General features: G+C 73.2%; 18 protein-coding genes and 1 pseudogene. 5 read left to right on the forward strand and 14 right to left on the reverse strand.

Going from position 1 to position 19,537, the window contains the following annotated elements; translation table 11 throughout:
• Positions 1-72: 72 nt before the first annotated feature.
• The 4 genes from FB388_RS26635 to FB388_RS26650 form a co-directional block, all read right to left on the reverse strand.
• Positions 73-873, reverse strand: coding sequence for an NAD(P)H-binding protein (locus FB388_RS26635; RefSeq protein ID WP_142104885.1), 801 nt, complete (start codon positions 871-873; stop codon positions 73-75).
• 47 nt (positions 874-920) lie between these two features.
• Positions 921-2,510 carry a benzoylformate decarboxylase gene (gene mdlC / locus FB388_RS26640; protein WP_142104886.1) on the reverse strand — a complete coding sequence of 530 codons (1,590 nt, stop codon included), beginning with the start codon at positions 2,508-2,510 and terminating at the stop codon, positions 921-923.
• A complete protein-coding gene (locus tag FB388_RS26645) occupies positions 2,507-3,700 on the reverse strand; it encodes an MFS transporter (protein WP_246122425.1) in 1,194 nt (397 codons plus the stop codon). The genes mdlC and FB388_RS26645 overlap by 4 nt, the downstream gene beginning before the upstream one ends.
• A 146-nt stretch (positions 3,701-3,846) precedes the next feature.
• On the reverse strand, positions 3,847-4,566 hold the full coding sequence (locus tag FB388_RS26650; protein WP_246122427.1) for an IclR family transcriptional regulator: 720 nt from the start codon (positions 4,564-4,566) through the stop codon (positions 3,847-3,849).
• An 88-nt stretch (positions 4,567-4,654) separates the two neighbouring features.
• On the opposite strand from FB388_RS26650, the gene FB388_RS26655 reads away from it, so the two are divergent.
• Positions 4,655-5,062 (forward strand): DoxX family protein, encoded by a 408-nt coding sequence (locus FB388_RS26655; protein WP_142104888.1) that lies wholly within the window; start codon positions 4,655-4,657, stop codon positions 5,060-5,062.
• A 72-nt stretch (positions 5,063-5,134) separates the two neighbouring features.
• Here FB388_RS26655 and FB388_RS26660 read toward each other — a convergent pair whose 3' ends face one another.
• The 3 genes from FB388_RS26660 to FB388_RS26670 form a co-directional block, all read right to left on the reverse strand.
• On the reverse strand, positions 5,135-5,446 hold the full coding sequence (locus tag FB388_RS26660) for a hypothetical protein (RefSeq protein ID WP_142104889.1): 312 nt from the start codon (positions 5,444-5,446) through the stop codon (positions 5,135-5,137).
• Positions 5,447-5,715: 269 nt separating this feature from the next.
• Complete coding sequence (locus FB388_RS26665; protein ID WP_142104890.1) at positions 5,716-6,933, reverse strand: RNA polymerase sigma factor; 1,218 nt, start codon at positions 6,931-6,933, stop codon at positions 5,716-5,718.
• A 6-nt stretch (positions 6,934-6,939) separates the two neighbouring features.
• Positions 6,940-7,290 carry a YciI family protein gene (locus FB388_RS26670; protein WP_142104891.1) on the reverse strand — a complete coding sequence of 117 codons (351 nt, stop codon included), beginning with the start codon at positions 7,288-7,290 and terminating at the stop codon, positions 6,940-6,942.
• A gap of 97 nt (positions 7,291-7,387) precedes the next feature.
• Between FB388_RS26670 and FB388_RS26675 the strand changes: the two genes are divergently transcribed.
• Entirely contained in the window at positions 7,388-8,044 is a 657-nt protein-coding gene (locus FB388_RS26675; RefSeq protein WP_142104892.1) for a class I SAM-dependent DNA methyltransferase, read from the forward strand.
• Positions 8,045-8,085: 41 nt separating this feature from the next.
• On the opposite strand, the gene FB388_RS26680 is transcribed toward FB388_RS26675, so the two are convergent.
• The 7 genes and pseudogenes from FB388_RS26680 to FB388_RS26710 form a co-directional block, all read right to left on the reverse strand.
• Positions 8,086-8,598 carry a hypothetical protein gene (locus FB388_RS26680; RefSeq protein WP_142104893.1) on the reverse strand — a complete coding sequence of 171 codons (513 nt, stop codon included), beginning with the start codon at positions 8,596-8,598 and terminating at the stop codon, positions 8,086-8,088.
• The gene (locus FB388_RS40025; RefSeq protein WP_211362229.1) at positions 8,595-9,866 is read right to left on the reverse strand and encodes a hypothetical protein; all 1,272 of its coding nucleotides are present in this window, start codon (positions 9,864-9,866) and stop codon (positions 8,595-8,597) included. Before FB388_RS40025 ends, FB388_RS26680 begins: the two co-directional genes overlap by 4 nt.
• On the reverse strand, positions 9,767-10,639 hold the full coding sequence (locus tag FB388_RS40560; protein WP_142104894.1) for an ABC transporter ATP-binding protein: 873 nt from the start codon (positions 10,637-10,639) through the stop codon (positions 9,767-9,769). The genes FB388_RS40025 and FB388_RS40560 overlap by 100 nt, the downstream gene beginning before the upstream one ends.
• A complete protein-coding gene (locus FB388_RS40565) occupies positions 10,636-12,267 on the reverse strand; it encodes a dipeptide/oligopeptide/nickel ABC transporter permease/ATP-binding protein (RefSeq protein ID WP_142104895.1) in 1,632 nt (543 codons plus the stop codon). Before FB388_RS40565 ends, FB388_RS40560 begins: the two co-directional genes overlap by 4 nt.
• On the reverse strand, positions 12,264-13,253 hold the full coding sequence (locus FB388_RS26700) for an ABC transporter permease (protein ID WP_142104896.1): 990 nt from the start codon (positions 13,251-13,253) through the stop codon (positions 12,264-12,266). Before FB388_RS26700 ends, FB388_RS40565 begins: the two co-directional genes overlap by 4 nt.
• Positions 13,250-14,881 carry an ABC transporter substrate-binding protein gene (locus tag FB388_RS26705; RefSeq protein WP_142104897.1) on the reverse strand — a complete coding sequence of 544 codons (1,632 nt, stop codon included), beginning with the start codon at positions 14,879-14,881 and terminating at the stop codon, positions 13,250-13,252. Before FB388_RS26705 ends, FB388_RS26700 begins: the two co-directional genes overlap by 4 nt.
• A 153-nt stretch (positions 14,882-15,034) precedes the next feature.
• A pseudogene (locus tag FB388_RS26710) lies at positions 15,035-16,250 on the reverse strand (glycosyltransferase).
• A gap of 270 nt (positions 16,251-16,520) precedes the next feature.
• Between FB388_RS26710 and FB388_RS26715 the strand changes: the two are divergent.
• From FB388_RS26715 to FB388_RS26725, 3 genes are all read left to right on the forward strand, one after another.
• Positions 16,521-17,678 (forward strand): hypothetical protein, encoded by a 1,158-nt coding sequence (locus tag FB388_RS26715; RefSeq protein ID WP_211362230.1) that lies wholly within the window; start codon positions 16,521-16,523, stop codon positions 17,676-17,678.
• Between the two features lie 173 nt (positions 17,679-17,851).
• Complete coding sequence (locus FB388_RS26720) at positions 17,852-18,451, forward strand: GrpB family protein (RefSeq protein ID WP_142104898.1); 600 nt, start codon at positions 17,852-17,854, stop codon at positions 18,449-18,451.
• Between the two features lie 99 nt (positions 18,452-18,550).
• The gene (locus tag FB388_RS26725; RefSeq protein WP_246122429.1) at positions 18,551-19,513 is read left to right on the forward strand and encodes an aminoglycoside phosphotransferase family protein; all 963 of its coding nucleotides are present in this window, start codon (positions 18,551-18,553) and stop codon (positions 19,511-19,513) included.
• Positions 19,514-19,537 lie beyond the last annotated feature (24 nt).

The following is a 19,537-nucleotide window of genomic DNA, read 5'->3' on the forward strand; positions in this document are numbered from 1 at the left end:
CGCCACCGAAGGCCTGGTAGGGGTGTGCCTGTGCGGGCGTGACACCTCCGAAGGCCTGGTATGCGCCCGGTTTCACGAGAACTGGTCGACCTTCTTCCGCGCCCACTGCGCGAACGTGGTGGCGGGACGCCCCGTGATCTCCTCGACGAGCCGGTTGGCCTGTTGCGGGTGCTGGGCGAAGTCGCGCATCCCGTCGACGTACCACCGCGCGAACTCGCCCATCGACGGCTCGAGCACGGCGACGGCCTCGTCGTGGCCCACCTCGACGAACGGGATCTGCCGGCCCAGCACGGCGCCGATGTGGCGCACCATCTCGGCGCGCGTGAGCGTCTCGGGGCCCGTGAGCAGGTACTCCTTCCCGGCGTGCCCGTCCTCCAGCAGGGCCTTCGCGGCGACGGCTGCGATGTCGCCGAGGTCGATCGGGGCGTTCGCGGCCTCCGGGTAGCCGTCGCGCACCTCGCCGGTCGTGCGGATCTGCTCGGCCCAGATCAGCAGGTTGTCCATGAACTCGCCGGGCGACAGGTGGGTCCAGGCGGCGCCCGACTCCTCGACGGCGACGGCGACCGGGCCCCACCAGGAGTCCTTGGGTCCGGACACGTCGACGATGTGCCGCACGCCCGCCTTCGCGGCCAGCGTCGTGACCTCGCGGACGGTCTTCTCCAGCGGAGCGAGGTACATCTTCTCGACGCCGTCGAACACGCCGCGGAGCGTCTCGACGCGGCCGAGGTAGCCGCGCACCACCTCCACCTGCTGCGGCAGGGCCGCCTTCTCCGGGTTGTTCGTCAGGGCCCTGACGTTCGTCGCCCCGGCCGCCAGCAGCTCGTCGACGACCAGCCGGCCGATGTTCCCCGTCGCCCCCGTCACCAGGATCATGGCGCGACGCTACCGCGTACGCCGTACCGAATACAAGGTACGCAGTTTCAGGACGGTTCGACCGCCACCTCCAGCACGAGCGGCCGCGACCGCTCGCCCAAGGTGGGCACCACCTCGTCGAGAGCCGCCACGAGCCCGGCGTGGTCGCTGACGCGGCGGGCCGGGCAGCCGAGAGACTCGGCCAGCCCGCCCACGCTGACCTCCTCGAACCCGGGCCACGGCGGCTTGCCCCCGCGCTGGGCCGCGAGCCTGTCCATGATCGCGTAGCGGCCGTTGGCGAGCACCACGAACAGCACGCCGACCCCGTAGTGCGCCGCGCTCCACAGCGCCTGGATCCCGTAGAGCGACGAACCGTCGCCGACCACCGCCACCACCGGACGATCGGGCGCCGCCATCCGCACCCCGATCGCGGCGGGCAGCCCGAACCCCAACCCGCCCATCGCGGCGCTGAGGAACCCGAGCGGGCGGCGCGCGGGCAGGAGCCGGTGCAGGTCGGGACGGCTGGACGGCGTCTCCTCGACGACGACCGTCTCGGCCGGGATGCGGGCCGCCAACGCCGCCATCACGTGCTCGGCCCGCAGCGGCTCGCCGTCGCCCGGCTCGGCCGGCGCCGAGGCGCGGGAGACGGCGGGCGGCGGCGCGTCGGGCCGGTCCGGCACCCGCTCGGCGAGCAGTGCGCAGACCGCGGCCGGGTTCGCGAGCACGGCGAGGTCGGCCGGGCTGTGGTGCGCGTCCTCCGGGTCGTCGGTGACGAGCGCGACCGACGTACCCGCGAGCACGAGCGGCCCCTCCTCGTACGGGTACTGCCGGAACACCGGCGCACCCACTGCGAGCACGAGGTCGTGGCCTGCGAGAGCCTGCCGCAGCTCGCCCCGCCCGGCGGGCAGGTGCCCGGCGAACTGCGGGTGGTCCTGAGGGAACCCGGCGCGCGCTGCGAACGGCTCCTGCCACACGGGGCACCGCAGCCGCTCCGCGAGCCGGACGAGCGCGTGCCAGGTGTCGGCGTCGTCGGCGTCCGCCCCCACCACGAACGCAGGCGACGCCGACCCGGCAACCAGTGCCGCGAGCTCGTCGACGACAACGGGGTCGACGGCATCCGCCCGGTGCAGCACCGCGGGAGCGGGTACGGGCCCGTCCTCCGCGGGCGCGGACCAGTCGTCGCTGGGCACGATCACCAGGGCCGGTCCCCTGCCGGCGCGCGCCTCGTGCCACGCCCTGGCCACCGCACCGGGCACGTCCTGCGGCCGCGCCGGGGTGCGGACCCACACCGGGTAGTTCCCGGCCAGCCCTTCCAGCTCACCCGCGAGGAACGGCTGCAGCGCGAGGTGGCGCCGGTCCTGCTGGCCGACCAGCACGACGAGCGGCACGCGGTTCACCCGCGCCGTGGCGAGTGCCCCGACCGCGTTGCCCAGCCCGGCCGTGGTGTGCACGTTGACCAGCGCCGGGCGGTCCAGTGCGGTCGCCCATCCGGTGGCCATGCCGACCACGGAGCCCTCGTGCAGCGCGAGGACGAACGTGATGTCGTCGGGCAGGTCGGTGAGGAACGCGACCTCGGTGGACCCGGGGTTCGCGAAGATCGTGGTGAGCTGGTGGTGGCGCAGGACGTCGAACGTGGCGTCCCGGACGGTGCGGGTCACGCGGCCCCCTTCGTCGCGCTGACGCCGACCGTGGCGACGGAGACCGCACCGATCGCAGCCACCACGGCGAACACGTAGAAGCCCCACGGGTAGGCGATGCCCGCCGTCAGGAGCGCCCCGCCGATCAGCGGGCCGCTGATGGCGCCGAAGCGTCCCACGCCGCTGGCCGCGCCGATCGCGGTGCCGCGCGCCGTCGCCGGGTAGAGCTGGCTGACGTAGGCGTAGACGAGCACCTGCGCGCTGAACACGAACACGCCTGCCAGCAGCACGCCGATGTACACGCCGATCCCGGGCAGCCGGATGCTCAGCACGGCGAGGAAGAGCGCCGCGGCGGCGAACCAGGCGATAACCGCGGGCCGGACCCCGATCCGGTTGGCCACCTGCCCCGCCACGAGCAGGCCGAGGATCGCGCCGACGTTCAGCACGAGCAGCAGCGCGAGCGCCGCGCCCAGCTCGTACCCGGCCGACCGCATGATCTCGGGCAGCCACGTGTTCAGGCCGTAGACCAGCAGCAGGCCCATGAACGACGTGACCCAGAACGCGATGGTGGCGCGCAGGTACCCCCCGCCGAACAGGATCGCGACCGGGTTGTGCCGCTCGCGGGGCTTCTCCTGCAGGAACGACGCCGACTCGGGCAGGTACCGGAAGATCAACGGGACCAGGACGAGGGCGGGCAGCGCGCCGATCACGAACATCGCCCGCCAGCCGAGCGCGGGGATGACGATGATCCCGAGCAGCGCGGTGATCACGGCACCGACGTGGTAGCCGGTCATCAGCACGGTGGTGGCGCCGCCGCCCTTGCCGACCTTGGCGTACTCGTTGACCAGCGCGATCGCCACCGGCAGCACACCGCCGAGCCCGAGGCCGGCGAGGAAGCGCAGCGCACCGAACGTCCACGGGTCCGGCGCGAGCGCGCAGAGCAGCGTGAGCACCGAGAAGCCGGTGACCGTGATCAGCATGGTGCGGCGGCGCCCGATGATGTCGGTGACGGTGCCGATCGCGATCGCCCCGACCATCACGCCGACGAGACCCACCGACGAGATGAGCGCCCCGGCGTTCGGCGTGAGCCCCCAGACGCCGTCGCGGAGCATGGGCGACAGCACGACGCCGAGCACCACCAGGTCGAAGCCCTCGAGCGCCACCGACGACCAGGCGAGTGGTGCCACCCAGCCGGCGCGTTCCCGGGTCACGTCGTTCCCGGTATCTGCCGGATTCTGCGTTGGATCCGCGGCCATGGGCCGGGAGTATCTGCACCCGCGCCGCCCGTGTCAGGAGTTCCTCGCACTCAGCGGAACATCGACCCCGGGGCTGAGCGCGCGGCCCACGGCCGCTGCCGTCAGGCGCACCGCCGGTACCAGCGGCTGGAGGTTCGCGGCGCTGCTGGGCACCACGACGGACACACTGGCCACGACCTCCCCGCCGGACCGATGATCGGCGCGGCGACCGACGCCGCACCGTCGGTCATCTCGTCGCGCGAGAGGCAGTAGCCCGCCCTGCGCACCTCGGCGAGCGCGACCGCCAGCTCGTGCGGGTCGGTGATGGTGCCCGACGCCATGCGGGGCAGCCCGCGCGCCACCACCTCGGCGACGAATGCGGGAGGCGCGTACGCGAGCAGGACCTTGCCCGGGCCGCTGGCGTGGGCGGGCATCCGCCTGCCCACCCGGGACCGCACCGGCACCTCCGCGTGCCCGGGCAGTCGTTCGAGGAACAGCGCCTGGTGGCCGTCGAGCACGACGAGGTGCACGACCTGGCCCGTGACGGCGCCGAGATCCTGCAGGAACGGGAGAGCGGAGTCGCGCAGGTCACGGGCGAGCGGCGCGAGCGCGCCGAGCTGCCACAGCCGGATCCCGATCCGGTACCGACCGCGGCCGGGGCGCTCCAGCGCACCCCAGGCGACGAGCTCGGCGACCAGCCGGTGCGCCGTGGCGGCGGCGAGCCCGGTGGCGGCCACGATCTCGCCGAGCGTCTGCTCGGGGCGTTCGTCGGAGAACGAGCCGAGCACTGCCAGGGCCCGGTCGAGCACCGACCGCCCCGGCTCGTAGGCCCCGCCCGCCATGGCCGCACCCTTCCGACCGATGAGTTCTCGCGCGCGCCCTGGTCCTACCCCCGACAGCCACCTTCGCGCCACCCCGGAGGAACCCCGGATGACCACCGTCGCCCCTGCCGCCCCGGCCCGCTCCCGAGGCGCCCACCGCGCCATGTGGGTGCTGCAGATCCTGCTGGGCCTCTTCTTCGTCGTCGCATCGGCCGCACCCAAGTTCTGGGGCGAGCCGTTCGCCGTGCAGATCTTCACCGAGATCGGCGCGGGACAGTGGTTCCGGTACTTCATCGGCGCCGTCGAGCTCGCAGGCGGCATCGGCCTGATGGTGCCGCGCCTGGCCGGGCCCGCGGCCGTCGGCCTGATGGCCCTGATGGTCGGCGCGGCCTACACCCAGGCGGTGGTGCTCGACGCGCCGGAGATGGCCGTCACGCCCGCCGTGCTCTTCGTTCTCGCCGCGGTCATCGCATGGGGGCAGCGCGCCTCGATCGCCGCGTGGCTCCCCGGTCGCTGATCCGCCGCGAAAGGAGAAACGGCACCCCGGCGGCGGGGTGCCGTTTCTCGTCACGTATTCCGGAATTGCGCGTCAGCGCCTTGCCGAGGTCTCGCAGGTGATCGGGGCGTCCGCCGCACTCGGATCCGATGAACCCGCACCGAGGATGCCGAGCACGTTGCCGAGCCCGAGCACGGCCGTCACGTCGGGACAGATGTTCACGCCGTTCAGCAGGTTGACGTCGCCGAGGTTGAGCAGGCCGTCCTGTGGCGCGTCGTCACCGGTGATGACCTGTTCCGCATCGTCTCCCCGATCCTCGCCCGTTGGACTGGCGTGGGCGATGGGGGCGAGCGCCAGCATTGCCGCCAGGCTCGCGGATGCGACGATTCCTGCTTTCTTCCACACGTTCGTCTCCCGAATGGTTCAACACCCTGCGGACGCAACTGACAGACAGAAAGCTAACCTCGGGTCCGGGACCGCTACCACGGCTGTCCCACCATCGTGTGCCCTATTCGAGGCGGCCCGTTTAACACCCCGCGAGCGGGGAAGCGGAATTGTTCGCCACTCTTCGTGACCATTTTCGACAGGTCAGCGGCGCGCCGCCAACTGCTCGTCACGCTCCGTGGTGGACCGCGGTCCGCCCGCACGGGCGATCACACGGCACGTCCGGGTGATCACGCGCCGAGCTCGGCCCGCCTCCGTCGCAGGAACGCGCGCTCGGCCGCGTTGCCGGCCCGGTCGATCGCGGCGTCGTAGGCCGGGCGGGCCTCGGCCGTACGCCCGAGCCTGCGCAGCAGGTCGGCCCGCACGGCGTGGAACAGGTGGTGGTCGCCCAGGTCCAACCTGTCGACGAGCTGCAGGCCCGCCGCGGGCCCGTCGACCTCGGCGACGGCCACCGCCCGGTGCAGCGCCACCACCGGGCTCGGCGCCACCGCGAGCAACTGGTCGTAGAGCGCCACGATCTGGCGCCAGTCCGTCGCCTCCGCCGTGGGCGCGTCGCTGTGCACGGCGTTGATCGCGGCCTGGATCTGGTACGGCCCCGGCCGCCCGCGGCGCAGGCACCGCCGAACCAGCTCCTGGCCCTCTGCCACCAGCCGGCGGTCCCACAGCCCGCGGTCCTGGTCCGCGAGCAGGACGAGGTCACCGGACGGTGTCGTCCGGGCGGGCCGCCGGGACTCGACCAGCAGCATCAGCGCGAGCAGGCCGAGGGCCTCGGGCTCGTCGGGCATCAGCTCGACCAGCAGCCGTCCGAGCCGGATGGCCTCCGCGCACAGGTCCTCGCGGACGAGCCGCTCCCCCTCGCTCGCCGTGTACCCCTCGTTGAACACGAGGTAGACGACGGCGAGCACGGCGCGCAGGCGGTCCGGCAGCTCGGCCTCGTCCGGCACGCGGTACGGGATCCGGGCCTTGCGGATCTTGCCCTTGGCCCGGACGATCCGCTGCGCCATCGTCGCCTCTGGCACCAGGAACGCGCGGGCGATCTCGGCCGTCGTGAGGCCGCCGAGCAGCCGCAGGGTCAGCGGGACCCGGGCGGTCATGGCGAGCGCCGGGTGGCAGCAGGTGAAGATCAGCCGTAACCGGTCGTCACGCACGGCGAGCTCCTCGTCCGGTTCGTCGTCACCGGCGTGCAGCAACGCGGCTTGCGCGTGCCGGTCCGGGCGGGAGGCCTCGCGGCGGAGGCGGTCGATCGCCCGGTTCCGGGCGGTGGTGATGATCCAGCCGGCCGGGCTGGGCGGGAGGCCGCTCTCCGGCCACCGCTCGGCGGCGGTCGCGAAGGCGTCCTGCACCGCCTCTTCTGCGACGTCGATGTCGCCGAAGACGCGGGTCAGGACCGCCACCGCCCGCCCGTACTCCCGGGTGAAGACGCCTTCGATCTCCGCGGCCGAGAGCACGGGCCCTCAGCAGGTGCCGAAGTGCAGCGGACGCACCTCGATCGGGAGCGTCAACGCCCGCGCGACCTTCCGTCCCCACCCCAGAGCGGCGTCGAGGTCGGGCGCCTCGATGATCGTGAACCCGCCGAGGTGCTCCTTGCCCTCGGCGAACGGCCCGTCCGTGACGAGTACCTCGCCCTCCTGCGCCCGGAGCACGGTGGCCGTGCTCGGGTCGTGCAGGCCCGCGGCGAACACCCACGCGCCCGCCGCGCGCATCTCCGCGTTCACCTTCTCCAGGTCCCGCATGATCGGCTCGAGGACCTCGGGCGGCGGCGGGTCGCCTGCGGGCTGGTAGATGCCGAGCATGTATCGAGCCATGGTGTCTCCTCCTTCTCGTGGTGGTTCACCCTCCACACGAACGGCGACGCGCCGGATCGACAGATCCTGTCGGACTTCCTCGCTACCGTCCGCCCGCGTGACCGAGCCGGCCTTCCTCACCACCACCCGGGCGTCCTACGACGCCGTCGCCACCGACGCCGCCGAGCGCTGGAAGGACGAGCTGGCGGGCCGGCCGCTGGACCGAGCCGTCCTCGCCACGTTCGCCGAGCTCGTGCTCACAGCTGGCGGCGAGCCGGTCGCCGACATCGGGTGCGGCACCGGCCGCGTCACCGGCCACCTGCACGGCCTCGGCGTCGACGTCTTCGGGATCGACCTGTCCCCTGGGATGCTGACGATCGCCCGCCGTGACCACCCGGGTCTCCGTTTCGACGTCGGCTCCATGACCGCCCTCGACGTGCCGGACGCCGCGCTCGCCGGCCTCGTGGCGTACTACTCCACGATCCACATCCCCGACGAGCTGCTGCCGCAGGTGTTCGCCGAGTTCCACCGGGTGCTGGCGCCGGGCGGCCACGCGCTGCTCGCGTTCCAGGTCGGCGACGAGCCGCTGCGGCTGTCGGAGGCGTGGGGCCACGAGATCTCGCTGGTGGCCTACCGCCGCCGCCCCGAGCAGGTCAGCGCGCTGCTCACCGCCGCCGGCCTGCCCGTCCACGCCCACGCCGGGCGGGAGGCCGACGCGGGCGAGCGCACCCCCCACGCCTACCTCCTGGCCCGCAAACCGCTCGCCGACGGATGATCGCGGCGATGAGGGTGGCCCTCTAGCGGAGTGTTATCCGGCTAGGGCTCCGTGACGTCGTAGACCTGGTCCGGTGCCACGGCGAGCAGCCGGTCGGCCATCTCCTGCTTGAGCACCGCGAGGTGCGCCTCCTGGGCCGCGGACCGGTTCGGTGTGCGGGCCAGCGTGATGAACTCGTCGGTGACGAAGCCCTCCCGGATCTGGAGGGTCACCGTGCGGTCGCGGTAGCTCCACCGGAACACGTACCGGGCGCGGACCCGGCCGAGCTCGGGGCGCTCCATCTCCGGGCGGACGGCGTACCGGTCCTCGGTGACGGCGCGCGTGACCAGTTCGAACGCGTCCCGCGCGCCCGGGCCGGGGAACGCGGTGTCCAGCCGGATCTCCCGGCGGACCGGCGGACCGGAGGGGTCGAGCAGCGGCCAGGCCCTGCGCATCACCGTGAAGCCGTGCGCGACCCCGCCGGGGAAGCCGGGGCCGTGGTAGCGCATCAGGTCGGCGAGGCCGAACTGCAGCAGGCGCCCGCCGTCGAGCACGTCGATGGTCGGTTCGCTCATCGGGCCGCCTCCTCGGCGACCCAGGGCAGGAAGCCGTCGAGGAACCGTTCGGTGGCCGGCATGAAGTGGCTCCCGTAGTGGTGCATGGGATCGAGCGTCGCGATAACCAGGGTGCCCGGGGTGCTGACGCGGTCGACGTAGAGCAGCGCCTCCCCGGTCGGCAGCGTGACCAGCACCTCCGCGCCGTCGGGCGGGTCCAGCACGCCGTGGTAGTGCCACGTGCAGTCCCGGAGCGTGAGGTGGTCGAAGAGCGGGTGCTCCGGGTCCGGCGCGCGCAGGCCCATGTCCGCCCCCGGCTCCAGCCACCACCAGAAGTTCGTCGGTCGGTGCTCCCAGCGGACGCCGGGCAGGAAGTCCGGGACCGGCTCGCCGCCGGAGAAGGCGATCACCGTGCCGTCCGCGTCGAGCAGGTCGGAGATCGGGCCGGTGGCGGCGTGCAGGGCGTCGTGGTGCAGCCGTTCGGGGATGATCAGGCCGTCGAGGGCCGTGAGGTCGGCCTTCGCCAGTTCGGGCAGGTAGCGCAACCCGCCACCGAGGTGCCGGGCGTACTTCGGGGTGGTGAGAGCGCGGTGGTGCGGCGCGGAGCCGCCGTAGACCGCCGCTAGGCCGCCGTCGCCCACCGGGAGGTCGGCGGGGGCGGCGGCCGGCCGGGACCCGGGCGGGTCCGCGGGTAGTGCCGCACGCCGGGCCCGCGCCTCGTCCCGTGCCCATTCGACGAGCTGTCCGGCGAGGCGGCCCGCCGTGTTGTCCGCAGCGTCGTAGCCGAGCAGGTCACCGCTGGCGTGCACGACGATCGTGCCGTTCGTGGACGTGCGGTCGACGTACGTCACCGGCTCGCCGCCGGCGAGCCGCACGAGCACCTCGGCGCCCGGTGGCAGCGGGTGGTGCCCACGCGCGAAGAACCCGGCGACGCCGCGGCGGAAGGTCAGGTCGTCCGGCTCGACACCCGCGAAGATCGGGTGGTCGGCGAGCCACGCCACCCGGTACGCCTCCAGCGACGGCCGCGGCAGCGGGACGAACGGGGACGCCCCGGGCAGCCAGTCGCGGTGCAGCTGCCCGCCGAACAGGAGCACGCCGCCGCCGTCGAGGTAGTCGCGGATCACCCCGCGGTGCCGGGCGAGGTGCTCCTGGTCGACGGTGGCGGGGACGACGAGGAGCGCGTAGCGGCTCAGGTCGGTCCGGTCGAGGGCGTAGCAGTCCACCCGCTCACCGAGGTCGGCGCGGCCGGGGGCGCGGATGTCCATGTCGAGCAGCGCGACTTCGCGCACGGGTCCTCCTGGGGTCGGCGGTGGGTGGCGGCGGCCACGAGCGCGGCGGTGTGGTCGTGGCGGGGCGAGGCGAGCACCTCGGCGGTCGGGCCGGTCTCGACCACCCGGCCGCGGCTCATCACGACCAGCCGCGCGCAGCCGTGCTGGGCGAGCGCGAGGTCGTGCGTGATGTGCAGGACGGCGATCCCCCGCTCGGCGGCCAGCCGGGCGATCAGGTCGACCAGGTCCCGGCGCAGCGAGGCGTCCAGCATCTGGGTGGGTTCGTCGGCCAGGATGAGGCGCGGTCCGGACACCAGCGCCCGTGCGAACGCCACCCGCTGCCGCTCCCCACCGGACAGCTCGTGCGGGTAGCGGTCCAGGTGGCGACGGTCCAGCCCGACAGCCGTCGCGGCCTGCGCGACCCGGTCGAAGCGGTCGCCGATCCGGTGGACGACCAGCGGCTCCGCGATCACGTCCCCGACGCGCAGGGTCGGCGGCAGCGCCGCGTACGGGTCCTGGAACACCAGGTGCATCGTCCGCCGGATCCGGCGCAGCTCGGCTCGCCCGGCCCCGGCGACGCCAGCCCCGGCGACCCGGATCGCACCGCGGTCCGGGCGCACCAAACCCGCTACGGCGCGGGCGACGGTCGACTTCCCGGCACCCGACCCACCCACGAGCCCGACCACCTCCCCCGGTGCCACGGTGAGGTCGACGTCGGTCAGGGCGGGGATCCGGCCGGCCCGGCCGCGGTAGGTCACGGTCAGCCCGGTGATCTCGAGTGCGGGAACCGTCATCGGGCCACCAGCCGCGGCGCGGACTCGACGAGCAGCCGCGTGTACGGGTGCTCCGGCGCGTTCACGACCCGCCCGGCCGGGCCGACCTCGACCAGCCGACCGGCCCGCATCACGGCGATCCGGTCGGCGATCCGCTCGATCATCGGCAGGTCGTGCGTGACGACCAGCAGCGCGAGCCCGAGCCTGCGGCGCAGACCGTCGAGCAGGCCGAGGACCTCGGCCTGGACGATCGCGTCGAGGCCGGTGGTGGGCTCGTCGGCGACCACGACGGCCGGGTCGTTCGCCAGCGCCATGGCGATCACGACGCGCTGGCGCATCCCTCCGGAGAACCGGTGGGGGTGGTCCCGCCCCCGCCGCGCGTCGATCCCGACGAGTTCGAGCAGCTCGGCGGCGCGCTCGCGGGCCGCGTCCCGCTCGATCCGCCGGTGCACCCGCACCGCCTCGACCAGCTGGTCCTCGATCGTGTGGACGGGGTTCAGCGCGCTCATCGCCTCCTGCGGGACCAGCGCGATCCGGTTCCCGCGCATACCGCGCAGCTGCTCGGCCGACAGCGTCGCGAGGTCGCCACCCTCGACCCGGACCGCGCCGCTCGTCACCGCGCCGGGTGGGAGCATCCCGACGGCCGCGGCGGCCAGCGTCGACTTCCCGCTCCCCGACTCCCCGACCAGTCCGACCAGTTCGCCCCCGGCCACCTCGAGGTCCACTCCGTCGACCGCGGGCACCGCCGCGCCGGCGTAGGTGACGCGCAGGCCGTCGACGGCCAGCGGCGGACCGCCGGCGTGCACGACGAGCCGCAGGGCGGTGGGCGGCCGCGGTGCCACCCCGCGAGCTCGCAGTGCCGGTCGGGCGCGCTCCTCGAACGCGTAGCCCAGCAGTGCGAACGCGAGCACCGTCAGCGCGATCGCCAACCCCGGCGGGAGCACCCACCAGATCCAGGCGTCGGTGAGGAAGGCGCTCCGAGCGTGCGCCAGCGACAGCATCGTGCCCCAGCTCTTCGCGGTGATGTCACCGAGCCCGAGGAAGGCGAGCGACGCCTCGAGCAGGATCGCGGTCTTGGTCGCGAGCACGAACTGCGGCACGACCAGCGGCGCAACCGCGGGGAGCAGGTGGCGCCGCGCCACGTGCCACGGACCAGCGCCCATGGCGCGCAGCGCCTGGATGTGGTCGCGCTCGCGCAGCGACAGCACCTGCGCGCGCAGCTCGCGGGCCACGCCCGCCCACATGACGGCGGCAATGACGAGGATCTGGGTGCCGATGCCGGGCCCCGCGAACACGCCGATCACGATCGTCAAGGGGAGCGCCGGGAGCGCCAGCACGACGTCGACGGTGCGCATCAGCACCGGGTCGAGCCGGCCGCGGGCGTAGCCGGCCGTCACGCCGACGGCGGCACCGACCACCGTCGCCACAAGGGCGGCGGTGACCCCGACCAGCAGGGACACGCGGGCGCCGTACACCAGCTCGGAGAGCAGGTCGTGCCCGACGTCGTTGGTGCCGAGCAGGTGCGCGGCCGACGGCGCCGAGAACGGCCGCCCCGCCCGTTCCGCCGGGTCGTACGGCGCGAGCAGCGGCGCCGCCACGGCCACCAGGGCGAGGACGGCGAGGATGCCCAGCCCTGCCGCCCGGGTCATGACGCCGCCCCTTCGGACGCCCGGCCGACGCGCGGGTCCAGCAGCGGGTAGGTCAGGTCGGCCAGCGCGTTGGCCGCCACGATCCCGACCGTGACCAGCAGGAACGCCCCCTGCAACAACGGGTGGTCGCGCGCGGTGACCGCGTCGTACATCAGCCGGCCGAGCCCGGGATAGGCGAAGACGGTCTCCACCACCACGGCGCCCGACAGGAGCGCGCCCAGCACCATCGTCAGGTTCGTCCAGACGGGCAGCAGCGCGGTGCGCAACGCGTGGTGCAGCGCGATCCGCCCCTCCGGCACCCCCTTCGCCCTGGCCAGCCGGACGAACGGCTCGTCGAGCACGCTCACCATCGCCGCCCGGGTGAGCAGGAAGAACCCGCCGAAGGTGGCGAGCGCGAGCGTCGTGGCCGGCAGGACCGTCCGGTGCACCGCGTCGACGAGCCACGCCACGCCCTCCGCGTCGATGGCCGCCGCCCCGTATGAGGGGAACCAACCCAGCCCGACCGCGAACACCGCGATCAGGACCATCCCGATCCAGAACCCAGGCATGGAGTCGAGCGCGAGCACCGCTGCGACCGCGCCCTTGTCGCGGCGACTGCCCCGGTGCCACGCCGCCCACGCGCCGGCACCCACCCCGACGAGGAGCGCGAGCAGGGTGGAGACCCCGACCAGCGCGACCGTCCACGGCAGGAACTCCGCGAGCACCTCGGTCACCGGGCGGTTGAACTGGACCGAACGACCGAGGTCGCCCCGCAACAGGCCCGTCCAGAAGGCCAGGTACTGCTCCGGCAGCGACCGGTCGAGGCCGTAGCCCGCCTGCACCTCGGCCAGCGCCTCCCGGGCGAGCCCGAGCGCATCGCCGCCGTACAGGTACTGGACCGGGTCGCCCGGCGCGAGGCGCGGCAGCAGGAAGTTCAGCGTCGCCGCCGCCCAGAGCACGAGCGCGTACTGGGCGGCCTTCGCGGCGACGGCCCGCGGCCTCGTCACGACCCGGCGACCACGATCGCCTCCGCCCGCTCGGCGACGTCATGGGGCAGCAGGGACCACTTGTGCACGATCCCGAAGCCCGGCGACTCGGCCCACCCGGCGAACGCCTCCGGCCGGAACGCCCAGTGCTCGTCCGGGTAGTACAGCGGGATCGACGTCGGCTGCTGGTTGAACATCCGCTGCATCTCGAACGCCACGTCGCGCCGGTCGTCGACCGTGGTGGTGGCCTTCCACCGCTCGAACAGCGCGTCCCACTCCGGGTAGGGGATCTCCGGCGCGTCCCAGAGGTAGCCGGAGCGGTGGGACATGATGAACTGCGTCGGGTCGGCGACGCCGTGCGCGGTGATGCTGCTGACCTGCAGGTCGAAGTCGCGCGACGTGGACAGATCGGCGAACGATCCGGCGTCCAGCCCCTGCGCGGTGGCCGCGATGCCGACCTCGCCGAGCTGCTCGGCCACGATCTCGGCCGCCCGGACCTGCGTGGGCTCCACGCCGGACGTGATCACCGTGTACCGGAGCGGGCCCGCGGGGCCCTCGCGCACACCGTCCCCGTCGCGATCGAGGTAACCGAGCTCGTCGAGCAGCGCGCGGGCCCGCGCCGGATCCGACGGCGTCGAGAGCGTCGGATCGCTCCAGGGCGAGTCCGGGTGCGGGTAGCCCTTGTCGGCGACGCGCCCCTGACCGAGGTAGACCGTGTCGAGCAGCTCCTGGCGGTCGAGCGCGAAGCTCACCGCCTGCCGGAACCGCGGCTGGTCGAATGGGGCTCGCTCGAAGTTGAGGCGCAGCTCCGGGAAGCGCAGCGGCCGCGTCTGGATCACCCCGACGTCCGACGAGCGCGAGAACTCGTCGATGAGCTCGGGCGACACCGGCCGGAACGCCGCGTCGATCTGGCCCGCCCGCAGAGCGGTGAAGGTCGCGGACGGATCGGCGATGATCGGCATCACCAGCTCGCGGACGACCGGGGCCCCGGCGAAGTAGTCCGGATTGGACTCGAAGCGGTAGCCCGTGGTCGGGTCGAACTCGACCAGCCGGTACGGGCCGGTGCCCACCGGGAGCGCGTCGTGCTTCTTCGCCTCGGCGGGCGGCACCTTCGACCAGACGTGCTCGGGCAGGATCGGCAGGTCGGCGAGCGTGACCGGGCCCAGGTCGGGGCACGGGAACGCGCAGGTGAACCGCACCTTGTGCGGGTCGAGCACCTCAACCGACGAGACGTCGGGGATCTCGTTGATGTGGTGGGTGAAGCGCCCGGTCGGCGCCTCGTGGGCGTAGTGGAACGTGAAGGCGACGTCGTCGGCGGTGAACGGTTCGCCGTCGTGCCAGCGCACGTCGTCGCGCAGGGCCACCTCCCACGTGCTCGGGTCGACCATCCGGACCTCGGACGCGAGCCACGGCTGCGGCCGGTCCACGTACGGCGACGGCGCGAACAGCTTGTCGTAGACCAGCTCGCTGATCTGCTCCTGGAAGGAGACGAAGACGTTGAGCGGGCCGCCCACGGCGGCCGGAACCGCGATCGTGAGGCGCTCCGCCGTGATCGGCCCCTCGCCTGCTGACGGCTCCGCGCCCCCCGCACACCCGCTCGCCAACAGCAGTGCAAGAACGGCTGGGACCCACCGTCTGCCGATCGACACGCCGTCACGCTCCAGTCGCGTAAGTTAGCCTCACCTATCCAGTTGTGTGCGGACCCTAAGTTGCGCGTGCCCCGGCCACAAGGCCCGCTCCTCGGCGGGTGACGGGGAGTACACCCGCCGCAGGTGCCTGGCACGATGTGTTCGACTTCGGAACTACTCGTCCAGGTCGTTCCGCCCCTGGTCGATGAGGCCGATGAGCTTCCTCGCCGCCACCGGAGCACCGTCGGTGCGGATGGTGGCGCTCACCTCTGCGGCCCGCGCACCGGTCTCACCGCGCAGAGCGAGCTCAAGCGCGTTCGACAGGGACTCGACGGTCGGCGTCGGACCGTCGTGCCCCACACCGATACCCAGCTCCGTCACGCGCCGCGCCCAGTACGGGCTGATCCACGAGCTGCGGCACGATCACCTGCGGTGCGCCCGCCAACGCCGCCGTCGTCGTCGTGCCGGCGCCGCCGTGGTGCACGACCGCTGCCACCCGCCGGAACAGCTCGCGGTGGTTCGCCTCACCGACGGCGAAGCAGTCGTCCCCCTCGCCGACCGGTGCGAGGTCCGCCCAGCCCCGGGAGACCAGCACCCGGCGCCCCTGCGCGCGGATCGCCTCGACGGCGGCCGCCCCGGCGTCGGGTACGCCGGCCATCTGCATGCTGCCGAAGCCCACGTAGACCGGGGGTTCGCCCTCCTCCAGGAACTTCACCAGGTCCGCCGGCAGCGGCCGGTCGTCCGGCATGAGCCACGCACCGGTCTGCACCGGGTCGAACCCCAGCACGTCCTGCAACGGCCAGAGCACGGGGTCCACCGCGACCCACGGCCGAGGGGTGAGGACGTGGTCCCGGACGTTGTCCACCGGCGGCAGACCGAGCGCGGCCCGGTGCGTGTTGAGCGGCTCGCGGTACATCGCGTCGACCCGCTCGGCGTCGATCTTCCACAGCACCCGGAGGTCGGTCTCGCCCGGGGGGAACGGCTTCCCCGGCCGCCGCCCCGGCGGGTAGTGCAGCGACGGCATCCCCAGCTGGTGGAAGCAGGCGAGCACGTAGTGGATGCCGAGGTGCTCGGCCACCGACCGCACGCCCGCGGGCATCAGGCCGGTCGCCACCACCGCGTCGCAGTCCTCGGCCGCCTTCCCGACCACGTCGAAGTGCACGGCGACCAGGGCGGCGGCCACCTCCGTGGGTGACGGCTTCGACGCCACCAGCTCGCGCACCGCGAAGCCCATCGGCACGAACGGCACACCGACCTCGGCCAACCGCTCCGCGAAATCCGGCGGCGCGCACATCCGCACGTCGACGCCCTGTGCGCGCAGCTCGAGCGCCAGCCCCAGCAACGGCTCGACGTCCCCCCGAGACCCCCACGTCGAAAGCAGAACTCGCACTGCAGCACTCCCCGTTTCCCAGTTCCGGCGTTCGGCCGCGAATTGTGCGGCAAGAATGGGGTCTTGCCGCAAGGCCAGGGGCGTGTTATACGTTGAAAACGGGAGGGGTTTGTCTCCTTCCATTTTCGTCTCCCGCAGACTCAGGCGCCGCCGTCCAGTCCTCGCGAAGCGATCGCGAAGGAGCGCGGCCGACCCGGCGGTTCAGTGGACGCGGCGTGGGGCACTCTCCCGTTCCGCCGTGACCGCGAATCATGCCCCGGGGAGTTGCCGATGACCGACGACGCGCAGATGCGGGGGCAGGCGCCGGAGGTGGGTCCGGAGCGAGGGGTTGTCACCGTCGGCCTCGTCGCGACGCCGCCCGACCAGCCTGCACGGGTCGCCGAGCGGCTCACGCGGGAGCTTCCGGGGCTGCTCGCCGCTCGGGTCGATGGAGACGTGCGCTGGGAGGTCCGATCGGGGTGGGGCGTGGTTGCCCCTCGGCGTGACGGGGGTGCGGACGCGCTTCTCGACGATGTGGCCCGGCGTCGGGAGGGGTGCGGGTGGGACCTCGCGGTGTGCCTGACCGACCTGCCCCTGCACGCCCAGCGGGTGCCGCTCGTTGCGCACTGCTCGGCGCGACGCCGGGTCGGTGTCGTCTCGTTGCCCGCACTCGGCCTCGGGCAGCTGCGCGCTGGGCGTGTCGCCGTCGCCGGCTTGGTCGAAGGCCTGCTCGCCGCCGACGGGCGGTCCGGCCGGCCGATGGCGGACGAGCAGGCGGCGCGGATGGTCGAGGACGTTGCGCCCATCCGCCGGTTCGTCGACGACGAGACCGACGACGGCGAGGTCGGGTTCGTCGCGTCCCGGGTGACCGGTCGGCTGCGCCTGGTCGCCGGCATGGTCCGGGCCAACCGGCCCGGCCGGGCGCTGCTGGGGATGTCCAAGCTGCTGGTGGGAGCGTTCGGGACGGCGGCCTTCTCGCTGGCCACGTCCTCCATCTGGCAGATGGGCGACGCCCTCGACGGGCTGCGGCTGACGGTGATCATGCTGCTGTCCCTCGCTGCCTTGGTCGGCTGGCTCGTGGTCGCCCACCACCTCTGGGAGAAGCCGTCGCCGGACACCTCGGCCGAGCTCGCCCGCCTGTTCAACCTGGGCACGGTGATCACGCTCGGCCTGGCGGCGCTGGTGTCGTACGCCGTGCTGTTCGTGGGGACCGTCGGCGCCGCGGCGCTGCTGATCGACGCCTCCGTGCTCGAACAGAACCTCGGGCACCCCGTCGGCCTGCGCGACTACCTCACCCTGGCCTGGATCATCAGCTCGATGGCGACGGTCGGCGGCGCCATCGGGTCCGGCCTCGAGGACGAGGAGGACGTTCGTGCTGCGGCCTACGGCTACCACCCGACGCCGCGCGGGTGGCACGACGAGCAGGACGAGGAAGCGGACGGTCGCTGACCGCCCGGCCTCCGAGGCCGCCACGGCCTGGTGACGAGCTTCTCGTGACAGGGGGTCTTCCCCGGTTCGGGGGGCGTCGCGGAACCTCCGGCATACGTCCACGTGAGACGAGGTGCGGTGGGGCTCGCAAGCGGTAACTGCCCGCGAAAACCCGTCACGTCACACTGGACTACATGAGCGACGACTACGAGTTGATCGGCGGCCAAGAAAAGCGTGACATCAGAGTCGTCGCCTACGACGTGACCTGGTCCGCGAGGTTCGTCAACGAACGCGATCGCATCGTTGCCGCGCTGGGCGCCGTGGCGCGCCGCGTCGACCACATCGGTTCGACCTCCGTGCCAGGTCTGGCCGCGAAGCCCATCGTCGACATCGACCTGAGCGTGCCCGATGTGGAGGACGAGGGGTCCTACCTGCCTGCCCTCGAACGGGCCGGCTACCACCTGCGCGTCCGCCAGCCGGGCCATCGAATGGTGCGCACCGTCGACCGGGGTGTCCATGTGCACATCTGCGCCGAGGGCAGCGAATGGGAACGTCGCCACCTGCTCTTCCGCGACTGGCTGCGCCACGACAAGGCCGATCGCGAGGCGTATGCGAGTCTCAAGCGCGAGCTCGCCACACGCGACTGGCCGGACATGAACGCTTACGCGGCCGCGAAAGGCACGTTGATCGCCGAGATCACCGCCCGCGCGCAGGAGTGGGCAAGCGCCGTGAGCTGGAACCCGGGCCCGCCGCACCCGTCCCCCGGAGTGTCGGGCGCGAATTGGCGCGCCTGATCGCCGGCCAACCGCGCTCAGCGACGGTGGCGATCGCGCGATTAGTTGCCTGAACTCCGACCCCTAGGCTGAGCCCGGTTCGGCGGTGATGATCACCGCGTGGTTGATGTTGCCGGGTGGGTGGCCTCGTTGGACGGCATGACCGAGATCGAGACCGAGATCACCGCGGGTCTCGTCCGCGACCTGCTGCGGGACCAGCATCCGGACCTGGCCGAGCTGCCCCTCCGTGAGGTGGAGGGTGGCTGGGGCAATCAGATGTGGCGCCTCGGGGACGAGCTGGCCGTGCGGATCCAGCGCATGGAGACCGACCCCGATCGCCAGCTCAAGGAGCGCCGGTGGCTGCCGGTGCTCGCCCCACGCCTGCCGCTGCCGATCCCCGTCCCGGTGCGGAGTGGTGCGCCCTCCGAGCGTTTCCGCAAGCTCTGGACGGTCGTGACGTGGGTGCCGGGCCTGCCGCTGGACCACGAGTCGATCACCCGCGGCGAGCACGCTGCCGACACCCTGGCGGCGTTCCTCCGGGCGCTGCACGTGACAGCGCCCGCCGACGCACCGGTTGGTGGGGGCTTCGCCGCGCATCCCAAGGACTGCGCGGGCGGCTTCGACCACTTCTTCGACTCCCTCGACGCTGACGCGATCGGCTCCGACGCCGCGGACGTCCGGTCCATCTGGGACGACGCCGTCGCGGCCCCCGCGTGGGAGAGCCCGCCGGTGTGGGTGCACGGCGACCTGCATCCCGCGAACGTCGTCGTCGCGGACGGGACGCTGGCGGGAGTTGTCGACTTCGGCGAGCTGTCCGTCGGCGACCCGGCGTCGGACCTGGCGGCCGCCTGGGTGCTGCTGCCGGAGGGCGCGGCCGCACGCTTCTTCGCCGCGTATGGAGAGGCTGACGAGGCGACGGTCCGGCGCGCCCGTGGGCTGGCCGCGCTGAAGAGCCTCTTCCTGATGCTGATGGGCCAGAACGGGGACCGCGGCCTGCCCGGCGGCAAGCCGGCGTGGGGCCCGGCGGGACGGGCGGCGCTCGACCGGGTCCTGAGCGAGCGTCTGACCCGATTCCGCGAGTAGGTCGTCCCCGTACGGGCCGCCTCC

This window comes from Pseudonocardia cypriaca (assembly GCF_006717045.1).
Lineage (GTDB): Bacteria > Actinomycetota > Actinomycetes > Mycobacteriales > Pseudonocardiaceae > Pseudonocardia > Pseudonocardia cypriaca.